At 73.3% G+C, this 23423-nt stretch carries 23 protein-coding genes; 13 read left to right on the top strand and 10 right to left on the bottom strand.

Annotated elements, in window-relative coordinates; all coding sequences use genetic code 11:
* Nucleotides 1-77: 77 nt before the first annotated feature.
* Both HD595_RS11400 and HD595_RS11395 read left to right on the top strand, forming a co-directional pair.
* A complete protein-coding gene (locus tag HD595_RS11400; protein ID WP_175587981.1) occupies nt 78-713 on the top strand; it encodes a sigma-70 family RNA polymerase sigma factor in 636 nt (211 codons plus the stop codon).
* The gene (locus tag HD595_RS11395; protein WP_253768338.1) at nt 710-988 is read left to right on the top strand and encodes a hypothetical protein; all 279 of its coding nucleotides are present in this window, start codon (nt 710-712) and stop codon (nt 986-988) included. Before HD595_RS11400 ends, HD595_RS11395 begins: the two co-directional genes overlap by 4 nt.
* On the opposite strand, the gene HD595_RS11390 is transcribed toward HD595_RS11395, so the two are convergent.
* Together HD595_RS11390 and HD595_RS11385 are read right to left on the bottom strand one after the other, a co-directional pair.
* On the bottom strand, nt 963-1340 hold the full coding sequence (locus HD595_RS11390) for a DUF5319 domain-containing protein (protein ID WP_253768336.1): 378 nt from the start codon (nt 1338-1340) through the stop codon (nt 963-965). The two genes, HD595_RS11395 and HD595_RS11390, sit on opposite strands and share 26 nt — an antisense overlap.
* 36 nt (nt 1341-1376) lie before the next feature.
* Entirely contained in the window at nt 1377-2405 is a 1029-nt protein-coding gene (locus tag HD595_RS11385; protein WP_253768334.1) for a helix-turn-helix transcriptional regulator, read from the bottom strand.
* 414 nt (nt 2406-2819) lie between these two features.
* Between HD595_RS11385 and guaB the strand changes: the two genes are divergently transcribed.
* On the top strand, nt 2820-4301 hold the full coding sequence (guaB, locus tag HD595_RS11380) for an IMP dehydrogenase (protein ID WP_253768332.1): 1482 nt from the start codon (nt 2820-2822) through the stop codon (nt 4299-4301).
* Between the two features lie 3 nt (nt 4302-4304).
* Nucleotides 4305-5426, top strand: coding sequence for a GuaB3 family IMP dehydrogenase-related protein (locus HD595_RS11375; RefSeq protein ID WP_253768330.1), 1122 nt, complete (start codon nt 4305-4307; stop codon nt 5424-5426).
* A 152-nt stretch (nt 5427-5578) separates the two neighbouring features.
* On the opposite strand, the gene HD595_RS11370 is transcribed toward HD595_RS11375, so the two are convergent.
* The 3 genes from HD595_RS11370 to HD595_RS11360 form a co-directional block, all read right to left on the bottom strand.
* Entirely contained in the window at nt 5579-6064 is a 486-nt protein-coding gene (locus HD595_RS11370; RefSeq protein WP_253768328.1) for a pyridoxamine 5'-phosphate oxidase family protein, read from the bottom strand.
* Nucleotides 6065-6074: 10 nt separating this feature from the next.
* Nucleotides 6075-7553: an MFS transporter gene (locus tag HD595_RS11365; protein ID WP_253768326.1), complete on the bottom strand. Its 1479-nt coding sequence runs from the start codon at nt 7551-7553 to the stop codon at nt 6075-6077.
* Between the two features lie 131 nt (nt 7554-7684).
* Nucleotides 7685-8317, bottom strand: coding sequence for a phosphoheptose isomerase family protein (locus HD595_RS11360; RefSeq protein WP_253768324.1), 633 nt, complete (start codon nt 8315-8317; stop codon nt 7685-7687).
* A gap of 223 nt (nt 8318-8540) precedes the next feature.
* On the opposite strand from HD595_RS11360, the gene HD595_RS11355 reads away from it, so the two are divergent.
* Nucleotides 8541-9338 (top strand): phosphotransferase family protein, encoded by a 798-nt coding sequence (locus tag HD595_RS11355; protein ID WP_253768322.1) that lies wholly within the window; start codon nt 8541-8543, stop codon nt 9336-9338.
* Nucleotides 9335-9790, top strand: coding sequence for a GNAT family N-acetyltransferase (locus HD595_RS11350; RefSeq protein ID WP_253768320.1), 456 nt, complete (start codon nt 9335-9337; stop codon nt 9788-9790). Before HD595_RS11355 ends, HD595_RS11350 begins: the two co-directional genes overlap by 4 nt.
* Here the strand turns inward: HD595_RS11350 and HD595_RS11345 are convergent.
* The 4 genes from HD595_RS11345 to HD595_RS11330 are packed head-to-tail and all read right to left on the bottom strand — an operon-like array spanning nt 9759 to nt 13511.
* The gene (locus HD595_RS11345) at nt 9759-10583 is read right to left on the bottom strand and encodes a class II fructose-bisphosphate aldolase (RefSeq protein ID WP_253768318.1); all 825 of its coding nucleotides are present in this window, start codon (nt 10581-10583) and stop codon (nt 9759-9761) included. The genes HD595_RS11350 and HD595_RS11345 overlap by 32 nt on opposite strands.
* A gap of 17 nt (nt 10584-10600) precedes the next feature.
* The gene (locus HD595_RS11340) at nt 10601-11509 is read right to left on the bottom strand and encodes a 1-phosphofructokinase family hexose kinase (RefSeq protein ID WP_253768316.1); all 909 of its coding nucleotides are present in this window, start codon (nt 11507-11509) and stop codon (nt 10601-10603) included.
* Entirely contained in the window at nt 11509-12642 is a 1134-nt protein-coding gene (nagA, locus tag HD595_RS11335; RefSeq protein ID WP_253768314.1) for an N-acetylglucosamine-6-phosphate deacetylase, read from the bottom strand. The genes HD595_RS11340 and nagA overlap by 1 nt, the downstream gene beginning before the upstream one ends.
* Nucleotides 12639-13511, bottom strand: coding sequence for an SIS domain-containing protein (locus HD595_RS11330; RefSeq protein ID WP_253768312.1), 873 nt, complete (start codon nt 13509-13511; stop codon nt 12639-12641). The genes nagA and HD595_RS11330 overlap by 4 nt, the downstream gene beginning before the upstream one ends.
* Before the next feature lie 134 nt (nt 13512-13645).
* Between HD595_RS11330 and HD595_RS11325 the strand changes: the two genes are divergently transcribed.
* From HD595_RS11325 to HD595_RS11295, 7 genes are all read left to right on the top strand, one after another.
* Nucleotides 13646-14416 (top strand): DeoR/GlpR family DNA-binding transcription regulator, encoded by a 771-nt coding sequence (locus tag HD595_RS11325; RefSeq protein ID WP_253768310.1) that lies wholly within the window; start codon nt 13646-13648, stop codon nt 14414-14416.
* A gap of 114 nt (nt 14417-14530) precedes the next feature.
* Complete coding sequence (locus HD595_RS11320; protein WP_253768308.1) at nt 14531-16267, top strand: glycerol-3-phosphate dehydrogenase/oxidase; 1737 nt, start codon at nt 14531-14533, stop codon at nt 16265-16267.
* A 395-nt stretch (nt 16268-16662) separates the two neighbouring features.
* Nucleotides 16663-16971: a MiAMP1 family antimicrobial peptide gene (locus HD595_RS11315; protein ID WP_253768306.1), complete on the top strand. Its 309-nt coding sequence runs from the start codon at nt 16663-16665 to the stop codon at nt 16969-16971.
* Nucleotides 16972-17093: 122 nt separating this feature from the next.
* Complete coding sequence (locus tag HD595_RS11310) at nt 17094-17462, top strand: arsenate reductase family protein (RefSeq protein WP_253768304.1); 369 nt, start codon at nt 17094-17096, stop codon at nt 17460-17462.
* Nucleotides 17463-17520: 58 nt separating this feature from the next.
* Nucleotides 17521-18765 carry an MFS transporter gene (locus HD595_RS11305; RefSeq protein ID WP_253768302.1) on the top strand — a complete coding sequence of 415 codons (1245 nt, stop codon included), beginning with the start codon at nt 17521-17523 and terminating at the stop codon, nt 18763-18765.
* 181 nt (nt 18766-18946) lie between these two features.
* Nucleotides 18947-19861 carry a TIGR03619 family F420-dependent LLM class oxidoreductase gene (locus HD595_RS11300; protein ID WP_253768300.1) on the top strand — a complete coding sequence of 305 codons (915 nt, stop codon included), beginning with the start codon at nt 18947-18949 and terminating at the stop codon, nt 19859-19861.
* A gap of 36 nt (nt 19862-19897) precedes the next feature.
* Complete coding sequence (locus HD595_RS11295; protein ID WP_253768298.1) at nt 19898-21397, top strand: alpha/beta hydrolase; 1500 nt, start codon at nt 19898-19900, stop codon at nt 21395-21397.
* On the opposite strand, the gene HD595_RS11290 is transcribed toward HD595_RS11295, so the two are convergent.
* Complete coding sequence (locus tag HD595_RS11290; protein WP_253768296.1) at nt 21390-23396, bottom strand: beta-propeller domain-containing protein; 2007 nt, start codon at nt 23394-23396, stop codon at nt 21390-21392. The genes HD595_RS11295 and HD595_RS11290 overlap by 8 nt on opposite strands.
* Nucleotides 23397-23423 lie beyond the last annotated feature (27 nt).

Here is a 23423-nt window from a genome sequence, read left to right as displayed (position 1 = left end):
CGGGCAGTCGCCGTCTCGCCAATGTGACCAATCCGTAGCCGTTCGCGATGACGACAGGCCCGATCAGTGCGGGCATCATGCCTATCGTGAGCGAGGGAAGCGTCGCCGACGCCAAAATTGGGGTAAGGCTCGCGTCGAGACTTCCGGCACGGACGGATGACTCCGACCTTAGGGAACTGACCAGTCTCGCCGTACAGGGAGATCGCGGTGCGATCGAATCCCTGCTCGGCGAGTTGCGCCCGATGGTGGTGCGCTATTGTCGCGCCAGGTTGGGCAGGGTGTCAGGCCAATATCACATTGCCGATGATGTGGCCCAGGAGGTGTGCATCGCGGTGTTGTCGGCGCTTCCGCGCTACCGCGACATGGGCCGTCCGTTCGCCTCGTTCGTCTTCGGCATCGCCTCGCACAAGGTGGCCGACGCGTTGCGCAGCTCCGTGCGCTCGGCCGTGCCGACGCAGGACCTGCCCGACGGGCCGGACGACGGGCCGGGGCCCGAGGAGACCGTGGTCCGCTACATCGAGGTCGAGCACGCCCGCAGGCTGCTCGCCCGGTTGCCCGAGAATCAGCGGGAGTTGCTGCTGTTGCGGGTGGTGTCTGGGTTGTCCGCCGAGGAGACCGGTAATGTACTCGGCATGTCACCAGGTGCGGTCCGGGTCGCCCAGCATCGGGCGCTGGCGAGGTTGCGGCAGATGGCCGAGCTGGAGTCGGCTTGACGCAGGAGCGGAACGGAGCCGGTCCGGCTCCGGAGGACGAGAGCGACGCGCTGCTCGACGCCCTCGGCCGTGGGGAGCCGCCCCCTCATGACGATCCCGCCGCGCGGCTGCTGGCCGCCCTGCGGGCCGACGCCTGCCGCGACTCCGGCATCGACGGCGGCATGGGCCACGACGCGGGCGACGGCACGTCCCGGCGCGCGTGGGAGGACGGCATCACCCGTGCGGAAGGCGGCGGGGTGACGCCGGTGGTCAGCGGCGTTCCTCGGTGTCGATGACGCCGTCGACGTAGCCCCGGGCGTACTCCCACGTGACGTAGTCGGCCGGGTCGGGGTGGCAGGCGGGCTCGTGCACCTGCGGCCGGCCCTTCTCGATCATCTGGCGCAGGTTGCCGCGCAGCAGGTCCCAGTCGAAGAAGTGCTGCTCGCCGCACTCGGGACAGTCGAGCACGAGGCCGAGCACGCCCTGGGGCTCCAGGAGGGAGCGGAACACCTCCACGTCGGCGAGGTCCGTGATGGCCTCGTCGCGCTCGGCGGCCGTGAGCGGCTCGGCGTCGTCGAGCTCGCCCATCGCGGCGGACGGGTCGTTCGGATCGTCCGCGAACGGGTCGCGGGGGACGTCTTCCAGCACCTTCCCACCATATGACCGATGCGGCCGCCATGGTGGTCAGTGGTGGTCGGCGGGATGGTCGAGCCATCCGCGCCGGGCCGCTTCCACGCCGGCGTGGAAGCGGGACTGCGCGCCGAGCCGGGTCATCGCGTCGGCGAACCGGGCGCGTACGGTGCGGACCGACACGCCGAGATGGCGCGCGATCGACTCGTCGCAGACGCCCTGAGCGGCGAGGCGGAGCACCTGGACGGTGCCGTCGCCCTGGTGGCCCCACGGCACCGGCGTGGACCGGGCCCACCATTCCTCGAACAGCGACCTGAGCACGCCCACGATGATCGGAGTGCGTAACAGGTAGAAGTTGTAGGCGTGGTCGGGCAGGTTGCCGCCCCACAGGGCGGGCAGGCCGGCGGCGTCGTCGCCGGCGGTCATGAACCAACTCGGCACCCGCGCGAGCGTGCGGGCCTCGCCCCCGGTCTCCAGCAGGCGGCCGAGCCCGTCGCGCACCCCCGGCAGCGCCAGCGTCTCCACGGGGACGACGGCGCGCACGGTGAGCAGCCCGCGCTGCTGCGCGTCGATCCAAGGATCGGCAAATTTCCGCAAAAAGTCGGTCATGGTGCGCTCGTCCGGAATGGCGGTCAGCACCGTGATCGGCGGCGCCTGCACGGCCATGCCGACGACGCTCTCGTACAGCACGTCGGCCCCGCTGACCAGCTCCACCGGGAAGGGTCCGCTCTGGTAGTCGCGCCCGGCGTCGTAGTCGCGGATGAGGCCGCGGATCGACCCGAGGGCCGAGTCGATGCGCCGGCTCTCCTCGGCCAGCCGGTCGAGCCGCTCGGCGATCAGCCGCCCGAGCGCTCCAGCGGGGTGGCGGGCCAGGTACTCGCCCGAGTGCTCGTCCACCACGCCCAACCGCACCAGGTCGTCGAGCTGCCTGCTGACCTTGTCGCGCGGACCGCCCATCGCCTCCGCCAGCTCAGCGAGCGTGGCGCGGTGCAGGCGGAGCACCGCCGTGTAGAGCGCCGTCTGAGCCGGGTCGAGGCCCAGCGCCGCGAGGGGATCGGGCACGTCGGGTGACTCGTTGCGCATGTCGCGTGGCTCCGTTGGGGGACCGGGGGTGCCGCGAGAATAACGCGGCATCCTCGCCCTGTCCGCCCCCTTGCGCGGGATGACGCCGCATCGGTGCAACTTCGTGCAATTGCACGTTTGCACATTGCGGCGTGCCGCTGGGTAACGCACGCTTGACCGAGAGTCGGCAGACCACCGGGCCAGGCGATGCCGGCCATCAGGACGCGGAGGGGGGTTCGGTGGCGCGACGCGCGCCGGCCCGGCTGCCGGTCGCCGGGAGACGGAACGGATCACCGACCGTTCCGCCTCCCGGCCTTTTTCGATGCCGGGAGTACGACGGACCGTGGGGGTCATCGTCCTCCCGGCATCTCTGCTGTTTGGAGCCAGGCCCTAGACTTGTCCCCATCACGCGCAACGGCAGGAGGGGGCCGCAGCATGTCCAAGTTCACCGAGATGGGTCTGACCTTCGACGACGTGCTGCTCGTGCCGGGCTACTCAGACCTGCAGCCAGGTGAGGCCGACACGCGTTCACGGTTGTCACGCAACATCACGCTGTCCATCCCGCTGGTCTCCGCGGCCATGGACACGGTCACCGAGGCCCGTATGGCGGTCGCCATGGCCCGGCAGGGCGGCATCGGCGTCCTGCACCGCAACCTCGCGGCCGAGGAGCAGGCCCAGCAGGTCGACCTGGTCAAACGGTCCGAGGCCGGCATGGTCACCAACCCCGTCACCTGCACGCCCGACGACACGCTCGCCGACGTCGAGCGGCTGTGCGCGACCTACCGCATCTCCGGCGTGCCCGTCACCGACCACGACGGCATCCTCGTCGGCATCGTGACCAACCGCGACATGCGCTTCGAGACCGACCAGACGCGCCGGGTGCGCGAGGTGATGACCGCGGCCCCGCTGGTCACCGCCCCGGTCGGCGTCTCCCGCGACGAGGCGTTCGCGCTCCTCCGGCAGAACAAGATCGAGAAGCTGCCCCTCGTCGACGCCGACGGCCGGCTGCGCGGCCTCATCACGGTCAAGGACTTCACCAAGAGCGAGCAGTACCCGCTCGCCACCAAGGACGCCGACGGCCGGCTCGTGGTCGGCGCGGCCGTGGGCGTCGGCGGCGACGCCGAGGCGCGCGCCAAGGCCCTCATCGAGGCGGGCGTCGACGTCATCGTCGTGGACGTCGCCCACGGCCACTCCAAGGGCCTGGCCGACATGGTCGGCAAGATCAAGGCCAACAGCCGGGTCGAGGTCATCGCGGGCAACATCGCCACGCGGGCCGGCGCGCAGATGCTCGTCGACGCGGGCGCCGACGCCGTCAAGGTGGGCGTCGGGCCGGGCTCCATCTGCACCACGCGGGTCGTCGCCGGGGTCGGCGCGCCGCAGGTGACCGCGATCCACGAGGCGTCGCTGGCCTGCCAGCCCGCCGGGGTGCCGGTCATCGGCGACGGCGGCCTGCAGTACTCCGGCGACATCGTCAAGGCGATCGCCGCGGGCGCCGACACGGTCATGCTCGGGTCCCTGCTCGCCGGCTGCGAGGAGTCGCCGGGCGAACTGATCTTCATCAACGGCAAGCAGTTCAAGTCGTACCGGGGCATGGGCTCGCTGGGCGCGGTCCGCAACCGCGAGCGCGGCGGCACCTCCTTCAGCAAGGACCGCTACGCCCAGGCCGAGGTCGGCGGCGAGGACAAGTACATCCCCGAGGGCATCGAGGGCCAGGTCCCCTACCGCGGCCCGGTCGCCGCGGTCGCCCACCAGCTCGTCGGCGGCCTGCGCCAGGGCATGTGGTACGCGGGGTGCCGCACGATCCCGCAGATGCACACCGACTGCCAGTTGATGCCGATCACCGCGGCGGGCCTCAAGGAGAGCCACCCGCACGACATCCAGATGACCGTCGAAGCTCCGAACTATCACAGAAGGTAATCCATGACTCAGCAGGTGGAGATCGGCCGGGGCAAGACGGGGCGGCGGGCCTACGCGCTCGACGAGATCGGCCTCGTCCCCTCGCGGCGTACGCGTGACCCGGAGGAGGTCTCGATCGCCTGGCAGATCGACGCCTACCGGTTCGAGCTGCCGGTCGTCGTCGCCCCCATGGACAGCGTGGTCTCGCCCGCCACGGCGATCGAGATCGGCCGGCTCGGCGGCCTCGCGCCGCTCGACCTCGAAGGGCTCTGGACGCGCTACGAGGACCCGCTGCCGCTGCTGGAGGAGTGCTCGCGGCTCGACACGGAGGCCGCGACCAAGCGGCTGCAGGAGATCTACGCGGCGCCGATCAAGGAAGAGCTGATCGGCCGGCGCATCGAGGAGATCCGCGCCTCCGGCGTGACCACGGCCGTGCGGCTGTCGCCGCAGCGCACCGTCCAGTACCACAAGGCCGTGATCGACGCGGGCGTCGACATCTTCGTCATCCGCGGCACCACGGTCTCCGCCGAGCACGTGTCGGGCCGGGCCGAGCCGCTCAACCTCAAGCAGTTCATCTACGAGCTGGACGTGCCGGTCATCGTGGGCGGCTGCGCCACCTACACGGCCGCCCTGCACCTCATGCGCACGGGCGCGGCGGGAGTGCTCGTCGGCTTCGGCGGCGGCGCCTCCCACACCACGCGCAACGTGCTGGGCGTGGCCGTGCCGATGGCCACCGCCATCTCCGACGTGGCCGCGGCCCGCCGCGACTACCTCGACGAGTCGGGCGGCCGCTACGTCCATGTGATCGCCGACGGCGGCATGGGCACCTCCGGCGACATCGCCAAGGCCATCGCCTGCGGCGCCGACGCCGTCATGGTGGGCTCGCCGCTGGCCCGCGCCGCCGAGGCGCCCGGCCACGGCTACCACTGGGGCTCCGAGGCGCACCACCCCGACCTGCCGCGGGGCCGGCGGGTGAAGTTCGACACGGTCGGCACGCTGGAGCAGATCCTGCACGGGCCGTCGAGCGTGGCCGACGGGTCGATGAACCTCATGGGCGCTCTCAAGCGCACGATGGCCTCGACGGGTTACTCCGACATCAAGGAGTTCCAGCGCGTCGAGGTGGTCGTCGCCCCGATCCAGCGCTGACCGCCGCCCGTCCCTTCTGACGCACGAGCCCCCGGTTCCGGCTGCATGCCGGGCCGGGGGCTTCTGGCGTCACGATGAAGGGGGATCCGCACCGCTCCACCGCCCGCGCCCCGGCGTGTCGGCCGCGCACTCGCGCCGGTGCCTCGGACCCCTCAAGGGGCGCTCTCGTCGCGCCAGATGAGGCTGTGCAGGTCGGCGCCGCGGATGACCTGGACCCGCCACGGCACCAGCCGCAGCAGGTGGAGCTCCGGGTCGTCGGGCCCCTTCCAGAAGTTGCCCAGGTCGTATCCCGCGCCCGGCGGGCTGCCCTTGGCGTACAGGTTCCAGACGTGGCGGCGCGTCCCGGGGTCCGAGACCCACTCGGCGACGGCGTCGACGCTCACCGCGTTCTGGCGCGGCGTCCAGTACGAGAACGTGGTGTGCGGGTTGCCCGCCAGGTGGGCGGCCTTGACGGGCGTGCGGTACGTAGCCAGCCAGCCGAGCGGCCGGCCGTCCACCACCTCCCAGACGGGGATGAGCACCCGGGCGCGGGGCCGTCCCTTGGCGTCGACCGTGGTCATCGTGGCGTAGACGATGTCGCCGACGTAGGCGGAGAACTGCGGCTCGATCGCCGCGAACGAGGATACCCGGCGGGCCATGGCGACCTCCTCAGGCCGAGGCCCGCGCGGGGGCGGGCTCGGCGGTCTCGGGCGTGCCCGCCCCCGCGCGGGCGGAGCGCAGGCCGAAGGCGATGACGACGAGGGCGAGCAGCGCGGTGACCAGCGGCACGACGAGGGCCGCCTGGATCGCGTCGAGCCGCGCGGCCGGGCCGCTCGCGTCGCCCAGCGCGGCGACGTTCACGGCGGTGACGGCCGCCAGCCCCAGCGCGGCGCCGAACTGGAAGGCGGTGTAGAGCAGCCCGCCGGCCAGGCCGTGCTCGTGCTCGGCCACGCCCTCCGTGGCGGCCATGGTGAACGGCCCGTACGCGAGGGCGAACGACAGCCCGATCAGCAGCATGGTCGGGAACATGGCGGCGTAGGTCCAGTCGGGGCCGACCGGCAGGAACAGCGCGTACGCGACGGCCGCCAGCACCAGCCCGCCGAACAGCACCCGCGCGTTGCCGAACCTGTTCACCAGGCGCGGCGTCAGGGTCGGGGCCAGCACGGTGTCGATGCCGGCCACCAGCATGGCCAGGCCCGTCTGGATGGTGCTCCAGCCGCGCAGCTCCTGGAGGTAGAGGGTGGCCAGGAACTGGAACCCGGCGAACGAGGCGAGGAACAGCAGCGCGCCGAGGTTGGCGCGGGCGAGCGAGCCCGACCGCAGCACGCCGAGCCGGACGAGAGGGTGCGCCGTCCGCCGCTCGATCACCACGAACGCGCCCAACAGCGCCAGCCCGGCCGCGAACACGGCGACGGTGACCCAGGTGTCCCGGTCCAGGTGCTCCAGCCGGATCACCCCGTACACGAGCAGCAGCATCGAGCCGGTGATGGTGAGCGCCCCGGCGATGTCGAACCCGCCCCGAGGCGTCGGCTCGGCGTCCGGGGCGGGCTCCTTGACCAGGGGGATCGCCGCCACGAGGATCAACGCGGACAGCAGCACCGGGGCGAAGAACACCCACCGCCAGCCGAGCGCGGTCAGCAGGCCGCCCGCGACGAGGCCGAGCGAGAAGCCGCCGGCCGCGATGCCCGCGTACACGCCGAGGGCCTTGGTGCGCCGCGGCCCCTCGGGGAAGTTGCCGGTGACCAGGGCCAGCCCCGCGGGCGCCATGAACGCCGCGGCCACGCCCGTGACGAACCGGGCGAGGAGCAGCGTCCATCCCTCGCCGGCCAGCCCGCCCAGCCCCGAGAACACGAGGAACACCGTCAGCCAGGTCAGGAACATCCGGCGCCGGCCCAGCAGGTCGGCGGCCCGCCCGCCCAGCAGCATGAATCCGCCGTAGCCCAGCACGTACGCGGTGACCACGCCGCTGAGCACGTCCGTGGACAGCCCGAGGTCGGCCCGGATGGCGGGCAGCGCCACGTTGAGCATGGCCACGTCGATGCCTTCGAGGAAGACGGCGCCGGCGAGGACGAACAGGACGCCCCAGGAGCGCGCGTCCATGCGTCCGGAGCGTTCGGCGCGTTCGGCGCGTTCGGTAGAGGGAGACATGAGGACCTTCCCGCATTGATGGTTCTCTTAGGTAACTGGAACCATCTTTGGTCACCGGCCCCATGCTGGGAAGACGGCACTTCAGAGTCACTCGGTTACCGCCGCGTCACCGTCCTCCACCTCCTACGACGTCACTCCAGATTCGTGTGCCGTGACCGCGACACCTCCACCGGTTCCGCGCGGCGCTCCCGGACCCGGTTGGTGACCAGATCCGCCAGGACGAACAGGGCGATCTCGTACGCGCTCCCCATGGGCAGCACGGCCGCCGAGGCCGGGTCGTCGGCCATCGTCCGGGCCCGTACGCGGACGACGCGATCCGCCTGCCCCGCGGGCGGGGCGGACGGCTGCGCCGTCAGGTACAGCAGGCGCGCGCCCGACCGGACCGCCACCCCGGCCAGCGCCTCCACCGTGGACAGCCGACCGGGGCCGCAGGACAGGACGACCAGATCGCCCTCTCCCACGGCCGGGCAGGTCATCTCGCCGGCGTAGTGCGCGTCGAGGCCCGCGTGGAACAGCCGCATCACGAGGCCGCGCAGCGCCAGTCCCTCGCGACCGGGCGCGTAGCAGGCGATCCGGCGGGCCGCGAGCAGCTCGCCCGCGACCGCGTCGAGCTCGTCCCCGGAGACGCTCGCGACCGCGGCGGCGATCTCGCCCATGGCCCGCGCGGCGTCACCGGCCATCTCGTCCATGGCCCGCGCGGCGTCACCGGCCATCTCGTCCATGGCCCGCGCGGCGTCGCCGGGGAGCCGGTCGTGCCTGGTCATCGCGCCTCCTCGACGGGCGGCCGACGGGCGCCGGACCCCCGTCACCCCAGTGTCCCTCGCGCCGTGACCACGCTGTCGTACGCCGGGCACGGGCCGTGATCGTTCTTGACCGATCTCCGGGGGCGTGCGACGTCGCGACCATCGCCCGTTCGTGCCGGAGGGGCGGGTGCTCGGCGTGGTCGTCCGCCGGATCGTGGAGCGGCCGGTTCCCTAGGATCCGGGTATGGCCGATCTCCAGTGGACGCACCAGGTGGAGCTGCGGGACGACCGGGTCGTCAAGCGGTACACCGGCGACGACCCCGAACTGGCCGGGCGCGAGTGGCGGGCGCTGACACTGCTGGCCGAGCACGCGCCCGGGCTGGCGCCCCGGCCGATCACCCTGGAGCCGCCCGTCCCGGCCGTGTCCGGCGGGGCCGTGACGATGTCGCGGCTGCCCGGCGTCCCGCTGCGGTCCCTGCCGGACGCCGGGGCGTACGCCAAGCACCTGGTGCGGGCCGTCGACGAGCTGCACGCGGCGGTGCCCCGCGACGTGCTCGCCGGCGTGCCCGAACGCCCCTGGCACCTCGCCCCGCTGGCCGCGCAGGTCGGGGAGTGGTGCGCCCGCTGGAAGCCGCGCGAGCCCCTCGCCGATCAGGCCGTCCGCGAGGGCGCGCGGTGGCTGGAGAGCTGGCGTCCCGGCGACGAGGGCGTGACACCGGTGTTCGGCGCGGGCGACGGCAACCTGGCGAACTTCCTGTGGGACGGCGCCCGGGTGCGGATCGTCGACTTCGAGGAGTCCGGGCGTAGCGACCGCGCGTTCGAGCTGTCGGAGATCTCGCAGCACGTGGCGATGTGGGTGGACGGCGAGGTGGACGTGCTCGCCCACGCCGAGCTCACCCCTGCCGAGCAGCGGCGCCTGGACGGCTGCCGGCGGCTGCACGCGCTGATGTGGCTGTTCATCCTGTCCCCCGAGGGACCGCGCAATCCGCCGGGGACGTTCCGGCGACAGGCCGGGCGCGTGCTGCGATCATTGGGCGCATGAGGCAGGCGCTCGCCGCCGATCTGGCGGCCGTGGAGAAGCTGGTCCGTGAGGCGTACGAGCCGTGGGTGGAGATCGTCGGCATGCGGCCCCTGCCGATGGACGCCGACTACGCCGCGCTCGTGGCGGCGGGTCACGTGTACGTGACGGACGCCGTCGAGGGGCTCATCGTGCTGGTGCCCGAGGACGGCGCCCTGCTGGTCGAGAACGTGGCCGTACGCCCCGAGCTGCACGGCCGGGGCATCGGCCGGAGCCTGCTCGCCTTCGCCGAGGACGAGGCGCGCCGGCTCGGCCTGCCCGCGCTGCGCCTCTACACCAACACCCGGATGGCCTCCAACATCGCCCTGTACACGTCGCTGGGCTACGTGGAGACCGGCCGGATGGGCATCGAGGGCCGCTCCGCGGTCGTCATGCGCAAGGAGCTCAGCCCCCCAGCACCCCCAGCAGGTGGGTGACCTCGCGGGTGACCGCGTCGCGGCCGGACCGCATGTACTTGCGGGGGTCCACGACCTTCGCGTCGTGCGCCAGGTGGTCGCGGACGGCGCCGGTGAACGCCTTGTTCAGGTGCGTCGAGATGTTGATCTTCTTCATGCCCTGCCGTACGGCGGCGCGCAGCGTGTCGTCGGGCACGCCCGAGGAGCCGTGCAGCACCAGCGGCACCGGCACCGCGGCGCGCAGCTCGGCGATGAGGTCCAGGTCGAGCACGGCGTCCTTGGTGGTCATGGCGTGGGAGCTGCCCACGGCCACGGCCAGCGCGTCCACGCCGGTGCGCGCCACGTAGTCCACGGCCTCGTGCGGCTTGGTCCGCGCGCCCGGCGCGTGGACGCCGTCCTTGCCGCCCACCTCGCCCAGCTCGGCCTCCACCCACGCGCCGCGCTCGTGGCACCAGGCGGCGACCGACGCGGTGGCGGCCACGTTCTCCTCGTCGGGCAGCGCCGAGGCGTCGAACATCACCGACCGGATGCCCAGCTCCACCGCCTCCTCGACCAGGGCGCGGTCGGTGGCGTGGTCGAGGTGGACGGCAACCGGCACGGAGGCGCGGCGGGCGATCGCGAGCGAGGCGAGCGCGACGGGCTCCAGCGCGCCGTGGTAACGGACGCAGTTCTCGCTGATCTGGAGCACCACGGGCACGCCGAGCGCCTCGGCGCCCGCGACGATCGCCGTGGCGTGTTCGAGCTGGATGACGTTGAAGGCGCCCACCCCGGCGGGGGACGTGCGGATGATGTCGCCGGTCACGGCGAGAGGCATGGCGGGCTCCTCCTGGCTCAGGTGATCTCGATGAGCGGGTGCGTCCGGGCGTAGACGTCGCGGTCGAAGTCGCCGGCCACCGGGGCGGCCACGGCCGCCGCGCCGAGCGCCGCGGCGGTGCGCAGCCGCTCGGGCCACGGGGCGCCCTCGACCAGGCCGAGCGCGAGCCCGGCCACCAGCGAGTCGCCGGCGCCCGTCGGGTTGCCCTCCACCCGGTACGGCATGCGGGCCCGGAACGTCCCCTCGGGCGTGACCGCGTACAGGCCCTCCTCGCCGAGCGAGACGACCACGGACTCGGCCCCGAGGGCCCGCAGGTGCTCGGCCCCCTCGACCGGGTGGCCGTGCGGCGGCACGGCGCGGGCCAGCTCCTCGGCGTTGGGCTTGACGATGGCGGGACGGCCGACGGGCGCGTGCCGCAGCGCCGGGCCGTCGGCGTCGACGATCGCCGGCACGCCGTGCTCGGCGGCGAGGGCGGCCAGCTCCGCGTACGTGCCGGCCGGGACGCCCCGGGGCAGGCTGCCGGAGATGACCACGGCCTCCGCCCGCTCCAGCAGCGAGGCGTACACGCGGCCGAACTCCCGCAGCTCCGCCTCCGACACCTCCGGGCCGGGCTCGTTGAACAGCGCCGCCCCGCCGCCCCCGCCCGCGACGGCCAGCGTCGTACGGGACTCGGCGGCGATCGGGACCAGCGCCCGGGGCAGCCCGGCCGCCTCCAGGTCGGCCTCGATGGCCTGGCCGACGGGCCCGCCGGCCAGGCCGGTGACCAGCACCTCCCGGCCGAGGCCGCGCAGCACGCGGGCCACGTTGACGCCCTTGCCGCCGGCCCGCCGGTGCACGGCCTTGACTCGGTTGACCCCGGCCCAGTCGATCTCGGGCACCTGGTAGGTGACGTCGAGGGCGGCGTTGAGCGTCACGGTGAGGATCATCAGGGCTCCGTGATCCAGGCGCCGCGCCGCATCACGCCGGCCACCTCCAGCTCGTCGGTGAGGACGACCAGGTCGGCGGCCTTGCCGGCGGCGATCGAGCCGATCGTGTCGTCGAGGCCGAGGACGCGGGCCGGGGTGAGCGAGGCCGTCACGGCCGCCTCGGGCAGCGTCAGGCCCACCTCCTGGACCGCGCGCCGGAAGGCGGCGTCCATGGTGAGCGTGCTGCCCGCGATCGAGCCGCCCTCGGTCAGCCGGGCCACGCCGCCGGACACGGTCACCTGGAGTGCACCGAGCACGTACGCGCCGTCGCCGGCCCCGGCCGCCGCCATCGCGTCGGTGATCAGCGCCGTGCGGTGCGGGCCCGCCGCCGAGCAGGCCAGCCGGACCATCGCCGGATGCACGTGGACCCCGTCGTTGACCAGCTCGACCGTGACCCGCTCGTCCTGCAGGAGCGCGGCGACCGGGCCGGGGGCGCGGTGGCCGAGCGGCGGCATCGCGTTGTAGAGGTGGGTGGCCACGGTGGCGCCCGCCTCGATGCCGTCGATGGTCTGCTCGTAGCCGGCGTCGCTGTGGCCGAGCGCCGCGATCACGCCGTGCTCGCGGGCCGCGCGGATGGTGTCGAGGGCGCCCGGCAGCTCCGCGGCGATCGTGAGCATGCGGACGTGGCCGCGGCCGGCCTTGACCAGCCGCCCGAACTCGCCCGGCGACGGCTCGCGCAGCAGCGCGGGGTCGTGCGCTCCGCAGCGGGCCGCGGAGATGTACGGGCCCTCGAAGTGCAGGCCGGCGAGCAGGCCGTCGTCGCACAGGTCGGCCAGCGACGCCGCCGCGGCCTCCAGCCCGGGCACCGTGGCGGTGACCAGGCTGGCGACCATGGTCGTGGTGCCGTGGCGCCGGTGCAGCTCCACGGCGGCGCGCGCGGCGTCCTGGTCCCCGGTGGGGAAGGAGCCGCCGGCGCCGCCGTGGTTGTGCATGTCGACGAAGCCCGGGACGACGTACCGGCCGCCCAGGCTGTGGCCCGCGCGCGGCGCGCGGCCCTGACCGACGTGCGTGATGCGGCCGTCTTCGATGGTCAGCCAGCCGTCGTGGACGCCTTCGGGGGTGACGACGCGGGCGTCGGCGAGAGTGAGGCTCATGAGGAAAGGATCACAGATCGCGTGAGGTGCAACGGCTCGTCGGGGTCGAGACCGCGGGCGGCGGCCCGGGCGACCGCGACGCGCTGGGCGCGGATCAGCTCCGCCATCGGGTCGAGCCCGCTCTCGAAGAACGTGCCGCCGGTGGCCTCCACCTGCTCGCGCAGGCCCTCGGGGGCCTTGCCGAGCATCCAGGTGACGCGGCCGGGCCCGGCGATGCTGATCGGGCCGTGCCGGTACTCCATCGCCGGGTACGCCTCGGTCCAGGAGCGCGACGCCTCGCGCATCTTCAGCGCGGCCTCCTGCGCCAGGCCCACCGACCAGCCGGTGCCGAGGAAGCTGAACTGCTCGGCCTCCACCAGGGCCGGGTCGAGCGGCGCGGCCAGCACGTGCTCGGCGTCGGCGACGGCCGGGGCGAGGTCCTCGCCGAGGCTGGCGCGCAGCATCGCGAGCTGGGTGGTGGCGAAGCGGGTCTGCACGACGGAGCGCTCGTCGGCGTAGTCGAGCACGATGACCTGGCCGGCGGCGGTCATGATCGGGGTGTCGGGGTCGGCGGTGATCGCCGTGGAGGGCGCACCGGTCCGGGACAGGAACTCCAGGACCTCGGTCGTGGTGCCGGAACGGCTCAGCGCGAGGATCCGGTCGTAGCGGCGGCCGGTGGGGGCCTCGGAGGCGGCGAACGCGTCGGTCTCGCCCTGCCCGGCGCGCTCGCGCAGGGCCGCGTACGCCATGGCGACGAACCACGAGGTGCCGCAGCCGACGACGGCGACGCGCTCGCCGGGGACGGGCAGCGCGCCCGCCGGCACGTCGGCGACGGCGCGGCGCCAGCACTCCGGCTGGGAGGCGATCTCGGCTTCGGTGTGGGTGGTCACCAGTTCCTCCCGGTGCAGAGTTTGCTTGTTCCTGTGCTTTTTATAGCAGAAAAGAGCAGAATTGTGCAGGTGTGGCTGGGCCGGTCCCGCGTGTGCCAGGCTGGCAGCCGACGGAGGCCCCTGAGGAGGCGAGCGTGTCCCGATACGACCGGTGGAACGCCATTCTTGAGCTGCTCGCTCAGGAGGGCCGCCTGTCCGTCGAGGAGGCCGCGCAGGCGCTCGACGTTTCCGCGGCGACCATCCGGCGCGACTTCGACCAGCTCGCCCAGCAGCAGATGCTCATGCGCACGCGGGGCGGCGCCGTCGCCCAGAGCGTCAGCTACGACCTGCCGCTGCGCTACAAGACGGCCCGGCACGCCGACGAGAAGCACCGCATCGCCGCGGCCGCCGCCGCCCTCGTCTCCGCCGGCTCGGTGGTCGGCATGAACGGCGGCACCACCACCTCCGAGCTGGCCCGCGCGCTCGCCATCAGTCCCGCGCTGGAGTCGGGGTTCACGGTCGTCACCAACGCGCTCAACATCGCCTCGGAGCTGACCGTCCGCCGCCACGTCAAGATCGTCGTCACCGGCGGGGTGGCGCGCCAGCAGTCGTACGAGCTGATCGGCCCGCTCGCCTCCGGCGTGCTGGAGCAGGTGACGCTCGACGTGGCCTTCCTCGGCGTCGACGCCATCGACGTGGAGCTCGGGGCCTCGGCCCACCACGAGGGCGAGGCGAGCGTCAACCACCTGCTCATCAGCCGCGCCCAGCACGTGGTGGCCGTGGCCGACGCCTCCAAGGTGGGCCGCCGGGCGTTCTCCCGGATCTGCCCCGTCGGGGAGATCGACACGCTCGTCACCGACGACCGGCTCCCCGAAGAGGAGGCCGCCCGGTTCACCGAGGCGGGCGTCAAGGTGGTCCGCGCCTGACCGCTCCGGCGGGCTCCCGGTGTGGCCGGGGCAACACCCCCGGCGTTACATGCCTTTCGGCGGACGGGTAGGTATGGGAGCGCAAGCGGACGAACCCCGTACCCAGGGAGTGCTATGACGGCGGGAAGGGGCGAGGCCCGGCTCGGGCCCGCCGAGCGGACGGCGGCGCTGGCCCGGATGAGCGCCGAGGAGCTGGACGTCGTCGTGGTGGGAGGCGGTGTGGTCGGCGCGGGCGTGGCGCTCGACGCCGCCACCCGGGGCCTCGACGTCGGAGTGGTGGAGGCGCGCGACTTCGCCTCCGGCACCTCCTCCCGCTCCTCCAAACTGATCCACGGCGGGCTGCGCTACCTGGAGCAGCTCAACTTCGAGCTCGTCCGCGAGGCGTTGCAGGAGCGGTCCCTGCTGCTCCAGCGCATCGCGCCGCACCTGGTGCGGCCCGTGCCGTTCCTGTTCCCGCTGACCCACTTCGCGTGGGAGCGGCCGTACGTGGGGGCCGGGGTCGCGCTCTACGACACGCTCGGGTTCGCCTCGGGCCTCACCCGGGGCGTGCCGGGACACCGGCACCTGTCCCGCTCCCGGGCGCTGCGGCTGGCGCCCGCGCTGCGCAAGTCCGCGTTCACCGGGGCCGTGCAGTACTGGGACGCCCAGGTCGACGACGCCCGCTACGTGATGACGCTGCTGCGCACGGCCGCCTCCTACGGCGCGCACGTCGCGCCGCGCGCCCAGGTCGTCGGGTTCCTGCGCGAGGGCGAGCGGGTCACCGGGGTGCGGGTGTGCGACCTGGAGAGCGGCGACGAGTTCGAGATCCGCGCCCAGCAGGTCGTCAACGCCACCGGCGTGTGGACCGACGACATCCAGGAGCTCGTCGGCGGCCGGGGGCAGATCCACGTGCGCGCCTCCAAGGGCATCCACCTGGTGGTGCCGCGCGACCGCATCCACTCCTACACCGGCATCATCCTGCGCACCGAGAAGTCGGTGCTGTTCGTCATCCCGTGGGGCCGGCACTGGATCGTCGGCACCACCGACACCGAGTGGACCCTCGACAAGAGTCACCCGGCCGCCTCCCGCGCCGACATCGACTACCTGCTCGACCACGTCAACGAGGTCCTGTCGGTGCCGCTGACCCGCGACGACGTCGAGGGCGTCTACGCGGGGCTGCGCCCCCTGCTGTCGGGCGAGTCCGACGAGACCTCGAAGCTGTCGCGCGAGCACGTCGTCGCCCACCCGGTGCCGGGGCTCGTGATGATCGCCGGAGGGAAGTACACGACGTACCGGGTCATGGCCAAGGACGCGGTGGACGCCGTGGCGCACGGGCTCGACCAGCGCGTCCCGTCGTCGTGCACCGACCGGATCCCGCTCGCCGGCGCCGAGGGCTACCAGGCGCTGTGGAACTCCCGGCACCGCATCGCCCACGACTCCGGCCTGCACGTGGCCCGCATCGAGCACCTCCTGCAGCGCTACGGCTCGCTGATCGACGAGGTGCTGGAGCTGATCCGGGAGGACCGGACGCTGGCCAGGCCGCTGAACGGCGCCGACGACTACCTGCGCGCCGAGATCGTCTACGCCGCCACACACGAGGGGGCCCGGCACCTGAACGACGTCCTGACCCGCCGCACCCGCATCTCCATCGAGACCTTCCACCGGGGCCAGGCCGTCGCCCAGGAGGCGGCCGAGCTGATGGCCGGGCCGCTCGGCTGGGACACCGAGCAGGTCAAGGCGGAGGTCGAGTACTACACCAAGCGGGTGGAGGCCGAACGCCTCTCCCAGGAGCAGGACACCGACCAGGAGGCCGACGCCATCAGGCTGGGCGCCCCCGAGATCGTCCCGGTCGTGACCCCGGAGCGCCCCTGACCCAGCCCGCTCGACGCCCGCGTGAACCCGCTCGGCCGCTCGCCCGACTGTTCAGGTGACGGGAGGCGAGATGACCGACGAACTGCTGGTGGTGCGCGCCCAACTGGGCGACCGGGCGGTGCTGGCCGAGTTGGTGACCCGCTGGCACGGGCCGCACTGCTGCGCCGCATGCGCGAGCTGACGGCCGGCTCCGAGGACGGGTGAGTCGCGACACACCCGGCCACATCGTGGCCCCGCCTGTCAAGGCGCGACGGCGTGTCGTGCGGGGTGGTCCGGTGCTCTGACCTGCGCGTTACCTTCTTGGCGACTGCTGGATGATCCTTGCGCTCAGTGTGTGCGTATGGTTACCGTATGAATACTCTGAGTGAACGCAGAGACGCAACGAGAGGATCGTCGTGAAGAGAATCGCCCTCGTCCCCGTGATCGCGGCCGCCATGGTCGCGGTCATGGGCAGCGCCGCCTACGCCTCGCAGTACGTCGCCTACGAAGGCCCCGGCTTCACCGGCCGCCAGCAGTTCATCGACGCCTGCGGGCCGTCCAACATCCACTATCACGGGTCCTACAAGTGGTACGGCGACGGCCAGAGCGGCCGCATGTACAACCAGCCCAACGCGCAGGGCGTCATGCACTTCGAGCTGGCCGCCGACCGCAACGCCGAGCAGCGCACCCCCGTGGGCTGGCAGAGCATCTTCATCGTGTGCTGACCCTCGCCTGACCCGGACCTGGGCGCCCGCCGGACCCCACACGGCGGGCGCCCGCCCATGTCAGGGCGTGCCCGGTATCCTCGCCTGCGACCCGCCGGCCCCCGATCACCTGAGTGAGCCGCATGGAAATCTGGATCAACCCGCAGTGCTCCAAGTGCCGCTCCGCGCTGTCCCTGCTGGACGCGGAGAACGCCGACTACACCGTCCGGCACTACCTCGACGAGCCGCCGACGGCCGAGGAGCTCGTCGCGGTGCTCGCCCGGCTCGGGCTCGAACCGTGGGACATCACCCGCGAGGGCGAGCCCGTCGCGGCCGAGCTCGGGCTGACCGGCTGGCCCCGCGACCCGGGCTCCCGCGAGCGCTGGATCGCGGCGCTGGCCGAGCATCCCGTGCTGATCCAGCGCCCGATCATCACCGCCGACGACGGCACGGCCACCGTGGCCCGCACCCCCGAGGCCGTCCGCGAGGCCATGGGGCGCGCCGGCGCCTAGACGGGCGGATCTTCCTTCACTCTGGACAGGTCTGACATATTGGGTCTAGTTTGTCAGTGTGTTGATCGCGAGCAAGGCGGGCCCGCCCGCCGCGCGCTACCGAGACGTCCTCGCCAACCGAGAGTTCCGGGCGGTGTTCGCCGCCGACCTCCTGTCCATGGCCGGCGACTACCTCGCCAAGATCGCCATCGCGGTGCTGGTGTTCGAGAACACCGCCTCGGCGCTGCTGTCGGCGGTGGCCTTCGGCATCGGCTACCTTCCCGGCGTCCTGGGCGGGCCGGTGCTGGCGGCGCTGTCCGACCGGCTGCCGCGCCGGACCGTCATGGTGACGTGCGACGTCGCGCGGGCGGTGCTGGTGGGGGCGCTGGCGGTGCCGGGCGTCCCGGTCCCCGCGCTGCTCGTGATCCTGTTCGCCGCGTCCCTGTTCGCGCCGCCGTTCCAGGCCGCGCGCTCCGCGATCCTGCCCGAGGTGCTGGCCGGCGACGCCTACGCGGTCGCCGGCAGCCTCATGGTGCTGTCGCAGCAGCTGGCCCAGGTGCTGAGCTTCGCGGCCGGCGGCGCCCTGCTGACCGTGGTCGGCAGCCGCGAGGCCCTGCTCCTCGACGCGCTCAGCTTCGTCGCCTCCGCGCTCCTCGTCCGGACGTCCCTCACCCACCGGCCGGCCCCGCGAGCCGATCGGCCCCGCGGCTGGCTCTCCGGCGTCGGTGAGGGCTTCCGGCTGGTCTTCCACGACCGCGCGCTCCGCACCTGCCTGCTGCTGGCCTGGGCCGGCGCCGCGGCGACCGCCGCTCCCGAGGGGCTGATGTCGGCCTACGCCGAGTCCCTCCACGGCAGCCCCGCGACCACGGGCCTGCTGCTGGCGGCGATCCCCGTGGGCAACGTGGCGGGCGCGGTGCTGTACGTCCGCTTCACCCCGCCGCGCCTGCGGGAACGGTTGGTGGCGCCGATGGCGCTCGGCGCGGTCCTGGCCCTCCTGCCGATCGGCGCGGGCCTCCCGCTGCCCGCGGTGCTCGGCCTGCTGGCCCTCAGCGGGTTCGGCCTCTCCCATGTCGTCGTGCTCAACACGATGTTCACGCGCGCCGTGCCCGCCGCCTACCGGGGCCGGGCCAACGGCCTCGCGGTGGCCGGCCTGATGGTCGGCCAGGGCGGGGGCGTCGCCCTGGCCGGAGCGGCGGCCGACGCCCTCGGGGAACCGGGCGTCGTGATCACCCTCTGCGGCGCCGCCGGGCTGGTCGCGGTCGGGTCGGTCCTCGTGCTCGCCGGCCCCCGCGCCCACCTCACGACCACCCTGGAGAACCTCTGACCCCGACCGAGAAAGGAGGCGGCGCGATGCGTGACATCACCTGGCGCTGACCCGTGAGACCGGACACCGGTCCCCACGAGGCGGAGGGCGGGCGACCCCCGCCCTCCGCCGGCAGGTCCCGGGGGAGGGCGGTGGCCAGGAGTTCTGGCCTTCCGGCGCTCCAGCCGCCAAGATCTTCCTCATGCAGATCGGGTTCGCGGTCCCCCAGTACGGCGTCTTCGCCGATCCGGACTTCATCCGCCGGGCGAGCGCGGACCTGGAGGCCATGGGTTACCACAGCCTGTGGGCCGGAGACCGGGTGCTCGTGCCGCTGGAGCCCAGCGACCGCTACCCGGGCGGCGACGGCACGATCCCTCCGGCGTTCACCCGCTTCTTCGACCCGCTCGCGGCGCTGACCCTGGCGGCCGTCAGCACCCGCGACGTGCGGCTCGGCACCAGCGCGCTCAACGCCCTGTGGCAGCCGCCGGTCGTGCTCGCCCGTGCCCTGGCCTCGCTCGACCTGCTCAGCCACGGGCGGCTGGACGTCGGCATCGGGCTCGGCTGGCTGCGCGACGAGTACACCGCGACCGCGGTGCCGTGGCAGGGCAGGGGGCGGCGGCTGGAGGAGACGCTCGACCTGATGGAGAGGCTCTGGGCCGACAAGGTGGTGGAGCACGAGGGCCCGCTGTGGACGGTGCCGCCGTCCCACGTCGATCTCAAGCCCTTCCAGCACCCCCGCCCGCCGATCCTGCTCGCCGGGTTCACCCCGGCGGCGCTGGAGCGGGTGGGCCGGCGCGCCGACGGCTGGCTCGGCGCGGCGATGCCGCCGGCCTACCTGACGTCCCTGTGGGAAGTGGCGCTGCGGGCCGCCGAGCGGGCGGGCCGGGACCCGTCGGCGCTGCGCCTGGTGGTGCGCGTCAACCCGGCGATCACCGACGCGCCCGCGCCCGCCGACCGGGTGCCGCGCGAGGGGACCGTCCGCCAGCTCGCCGACTACCTGCTGGGCCTGAGCGAGCTCGGGGTCCACGAGGCGTTCGTGGACGTGCAGCCGGCGGAGTCCTCGCAGGCGCGGTTCATGGAGGTCGCCCACGAGCTCATCGGCCTCATGAGACGGTGACGGCCGCGTTATGCCGCCGCTCCCAAGATCGTCGGCATGCGAAGATCTCTCGTACCCGTTCTCGCCGCGGCTCTGCTCGCGACCGCGGCCCCGACGGCGGGCAGGGCCGCCGCGGCCCCGGCAACCGCCGCCAGGGCCGACACACCGGCCGTCTCCTGGGCCCCGTGCGCGGAGGACCCCACCGCCGAGTGCGGCACGCTGACCGTCCCGGTCGACTGGGACCACCCCGGAAGCGGCACGATCGACCTCGCGCTGGCCAGGCGCAAGGCCACGGACCCGGAGCACCGGATCGGCTCCCTGGTGGTCAACCCGGGCGGTCCCGGGGTCTCGGGCGTCGAGTACGCGCTGCGTGCCGGCGACTACTTCGGCAAGGAGCTCACCGGCAGGTTCGACGTCGTCGGCTTCGACCCGCGCGGCGTGGGCCGCAGCCACCCGGTCGTCTGCTCGGCCGACCTGCTGCGGCGCGCCCCCGAGCCGATCATGCGAAGCCGGGCCGACTTCGACGCCCGCCTCGCCTACAACCAGCGGCTGCGCCAGGACTGCCGCGCCCGCACCGGGCCGCTGTACGACCACGTCGACACGCTCAGCGTGGTGCGCGACGTGGACGCCCTGCGCGCCGCGCTCGGCGAGGCGAAACTGACCTACTACGGCGTCTCCTACGGCACGCTGATCGGCCAGCAGTACGCCGAGCGCTTCCCCGGCAACGTGCGGGCCCTGGCCATGGACAGCTCCTTCGACCACAGCCTCGGCACGGCCGCCTACCTCGACACGGCCGCCACCCACGCCGAGGACTCCTTCGACGCGTTCGCCGCCTGGTGCGACCGGACCACGACGTGCGCGCTGCACGGCCGGGACGTGCGCCGCCTCTGGACGGACCTCCTGGCCCGGGCCGACCGGGGCGAGCTGCGCGACCCGTATCAGCCGGACCAGCGGCTGAGCGGCTGGGACGTGGTCAACCAGGCGTTCGCCGCGTTCTACGGACCGTACTGGAACGAACTGGCCCAGTGGCTGGTCGCCGCCGACACGGGCGCGAGCCCTCCGGCGCGGCGCGTCCCCGCCGCGCCGGGAGAGGGGACGGCGACGAGAGGCGCGGGAGAGGAGGTGGCGCCCTACGCGCGCACGGTGTTCTGCCAGGACTTCCACCTGCCCGTCCGCGACTACGACGAGTACGCCGCCCACCTGCGCAGACAGTCGGCCATCGCCGGGGACATGCGTTACAGCCCGGCGGCGCTCTACTCGGTGGCCGCCTGCCTGGGCACCCCCGCCCCCGTCCCCAACCCCCAGCACCGGCTGGCCGTGGACGGCACCCCGCCCCTCCTGCTGGTGAACTCGCTGCACGACCCCGCCACCGGCTACCTGTGGGCCCTGGGCACGGCCCGGCAGATCGGCCGCGAGGCCGCGCTCCTCACCTACGAGGGAGCGGGGCACGGCGTCAACGGCCGTGGAGACTGCGTCACGAACGCCGTGACCGGCTACCTGGTGTCCCTGACCGTCCCGGCCGAAGGCGCGCGGTGCCCCGCCCTCCCGGTCAGCTGAACGGGATCCACGACCGCCGGGCCAGCGAGGCGGCGTCGTTGACCTGGACACCCGTGTCGGAGACCGTCCAGATGGCGTCGCCGATGACCATCGAGCGCTGGATCCCCGGCTGGTAGACCATGTCCGACTGGCGCTTCCTCGGGTGCTCGATCATGCCGACCCGGCTGATCGCCGAATCGGTGATCTTCAGGACCACCGCGCCGTTCCGTTCGGTGTTCGGCCCGTACGAGTTGAGCGGGATGACCGCCGTGCCGGTCTTGGGCCAGAACAGGAACGCGTGCGGGTCCCACTCGGCCTCCGAGCCGGAGTCCTTCTGGAAGAGCTGCGACAGGCGGCGCGGCGCGGCCGGGTCGTTCACGTCGAACAGCGACACCTGCGTGCCCATCGTGCGGCCCTTCTCGCTGGCCTCCTGGCCGATGCCGATGAGCCGGCCGTCGCCGCCCGGGTGCAGGTACGCCGAGTAGCCGGTGATCTTCAGCTCGCCGGTGACCTTCGGGGCGGCCGGGTCGCGCAGGTCGAGCGTGTACAGCGGGTCCACCTGCCGGAACGTCACGACGTAGCCGACCGGCCCGATGAAGCGCACCGAGTAGATCCGCTCGCCCTTGCCGAGGCCGCCGACCTGGCCGGTCTCGGCCATGTCCGACGTCCTGAGCACGTGGACGCCGCTCTCGCTCCGCTCGCCGTCGTCCGAGGTCACGGTGGTGGCGACGCGCAGGTGACCCTCGTGCTCGGACAGGCTGTACTGGTTCAGCAGCCGGCCAGGGACCTTGCCCGAGGCCGCGTAGACCGGCGGGCCGGGGCTCCCGATGTCGAAGCGGTGGACCTCGGTCTCCTCGGGCGGGATCACCGGGGTGCGGGTGGCCTTGGGGGCGTTCGTCGCGGTGACGGTCGGCTCGGCCGGGGTCGGGTCGTCGATCGGGGCCTGGGCCGTGCCGCTCGGCGCGTCCGGCACCGGCTCCGCGGTGTCCTCCATGACCGCCGGGTCCACGGGCCACCAGCGCGGGTTGCTGGCCACGTACAGGCTCTGTCCCGTGCCGTACACGATGTCGCCGTCGGCGGCCAGGGTGATCGGGTCGGTGCCCGCGTCGGTGACGCCGCGCGCGAGGTCGAGGGTGTGGACGGTCAGCAGCGAGGCGCCGGTGTAGTCGGCGGGGTGGCTGATCCGCTCGCACGGCACGGACAGCTCGCGCTTGGCGCCGGAGGCGTCCGTGATCTCGACCTTGGGCTGCCATGCGCCGGCGGGGGCCGTGCGGACCGCCCGCTGGTTGAGCTTGCGCCGTTCGGCGTCCGTGGCGTCGTCCTTGGCCTGGGGCAGCGTGATGTCCGGCTCCGAGCGGGTGACGATCCGGACGACCGAGCCGACCATCCGGGCGTCCACGTACTGGCCGCGCGGCCGGATCGTGGACAGCACCTTCGGCTTGCCGCTCAGGTCGACGAGGACGTACCGGGTGTCGGACTTCATGGGGGCGATCGACTTGTACATGATGCCGCCGCCGCGCAGCAGCACCAGCGCCCGGTCACCGGACATGAGCAGGTCCGCGGGCAGGAAGGCGGGCTCGTCGTCGCCGGTCAGCCTGAGCTTGGCCGTGACCTCGCGCGTGGCGGCGTCGATGATCCGCAGCGTGCCGCCGGTGACCGTGACGACGCGGGCGCCGTCGGTCTTGACCAGGTCGGGCTCGTCCACGCCCGCCTCGTGCGTGTTGGTGGTGGAGTGCTCCAGCGTGACCGTCGACTTGGCCTGCGGCACGGCCATCGCGGTGTCGCGCCGCTCCATCATGAGCATGGGGCCGCCGAACCCCCAGGGCCCGACGGTGCGCGCGGCGTGCTCGCGCAGGCCGGCCAGCATGTCGTCGCAACTGCTGTACGCCACCAGCCGTACGGCCCCGAGCGGTCGCCGGGCGGGGGAGGAGGGCCCCGCCTCCCCGGCCGGGGAGGTGCAGGCGGCGGCGGCCGTGACGAGAGCGAGGGCGGCCGTCGCCGTACGGGTCAGGGTCTTCATGACCACCATCACGGATGGGCGATCGCC

This window comes from Nonomuraea roseoviolacea subsp. carminata (genome assembly GCF_024172185.1).
Classification (GTDB): domain Bacteria; phylum Actinomycetota; class Actinomycetes; order Streptosporangiales; family Streptosporangiaceae; genus Nonomuraea; species Nonomuraea roseoviolacea.
The sequence above is the reverse complement of the archived record's forward strand: the minus strand, read 5'-3'. Positions and strand labels throughout refer to the sequence as shown.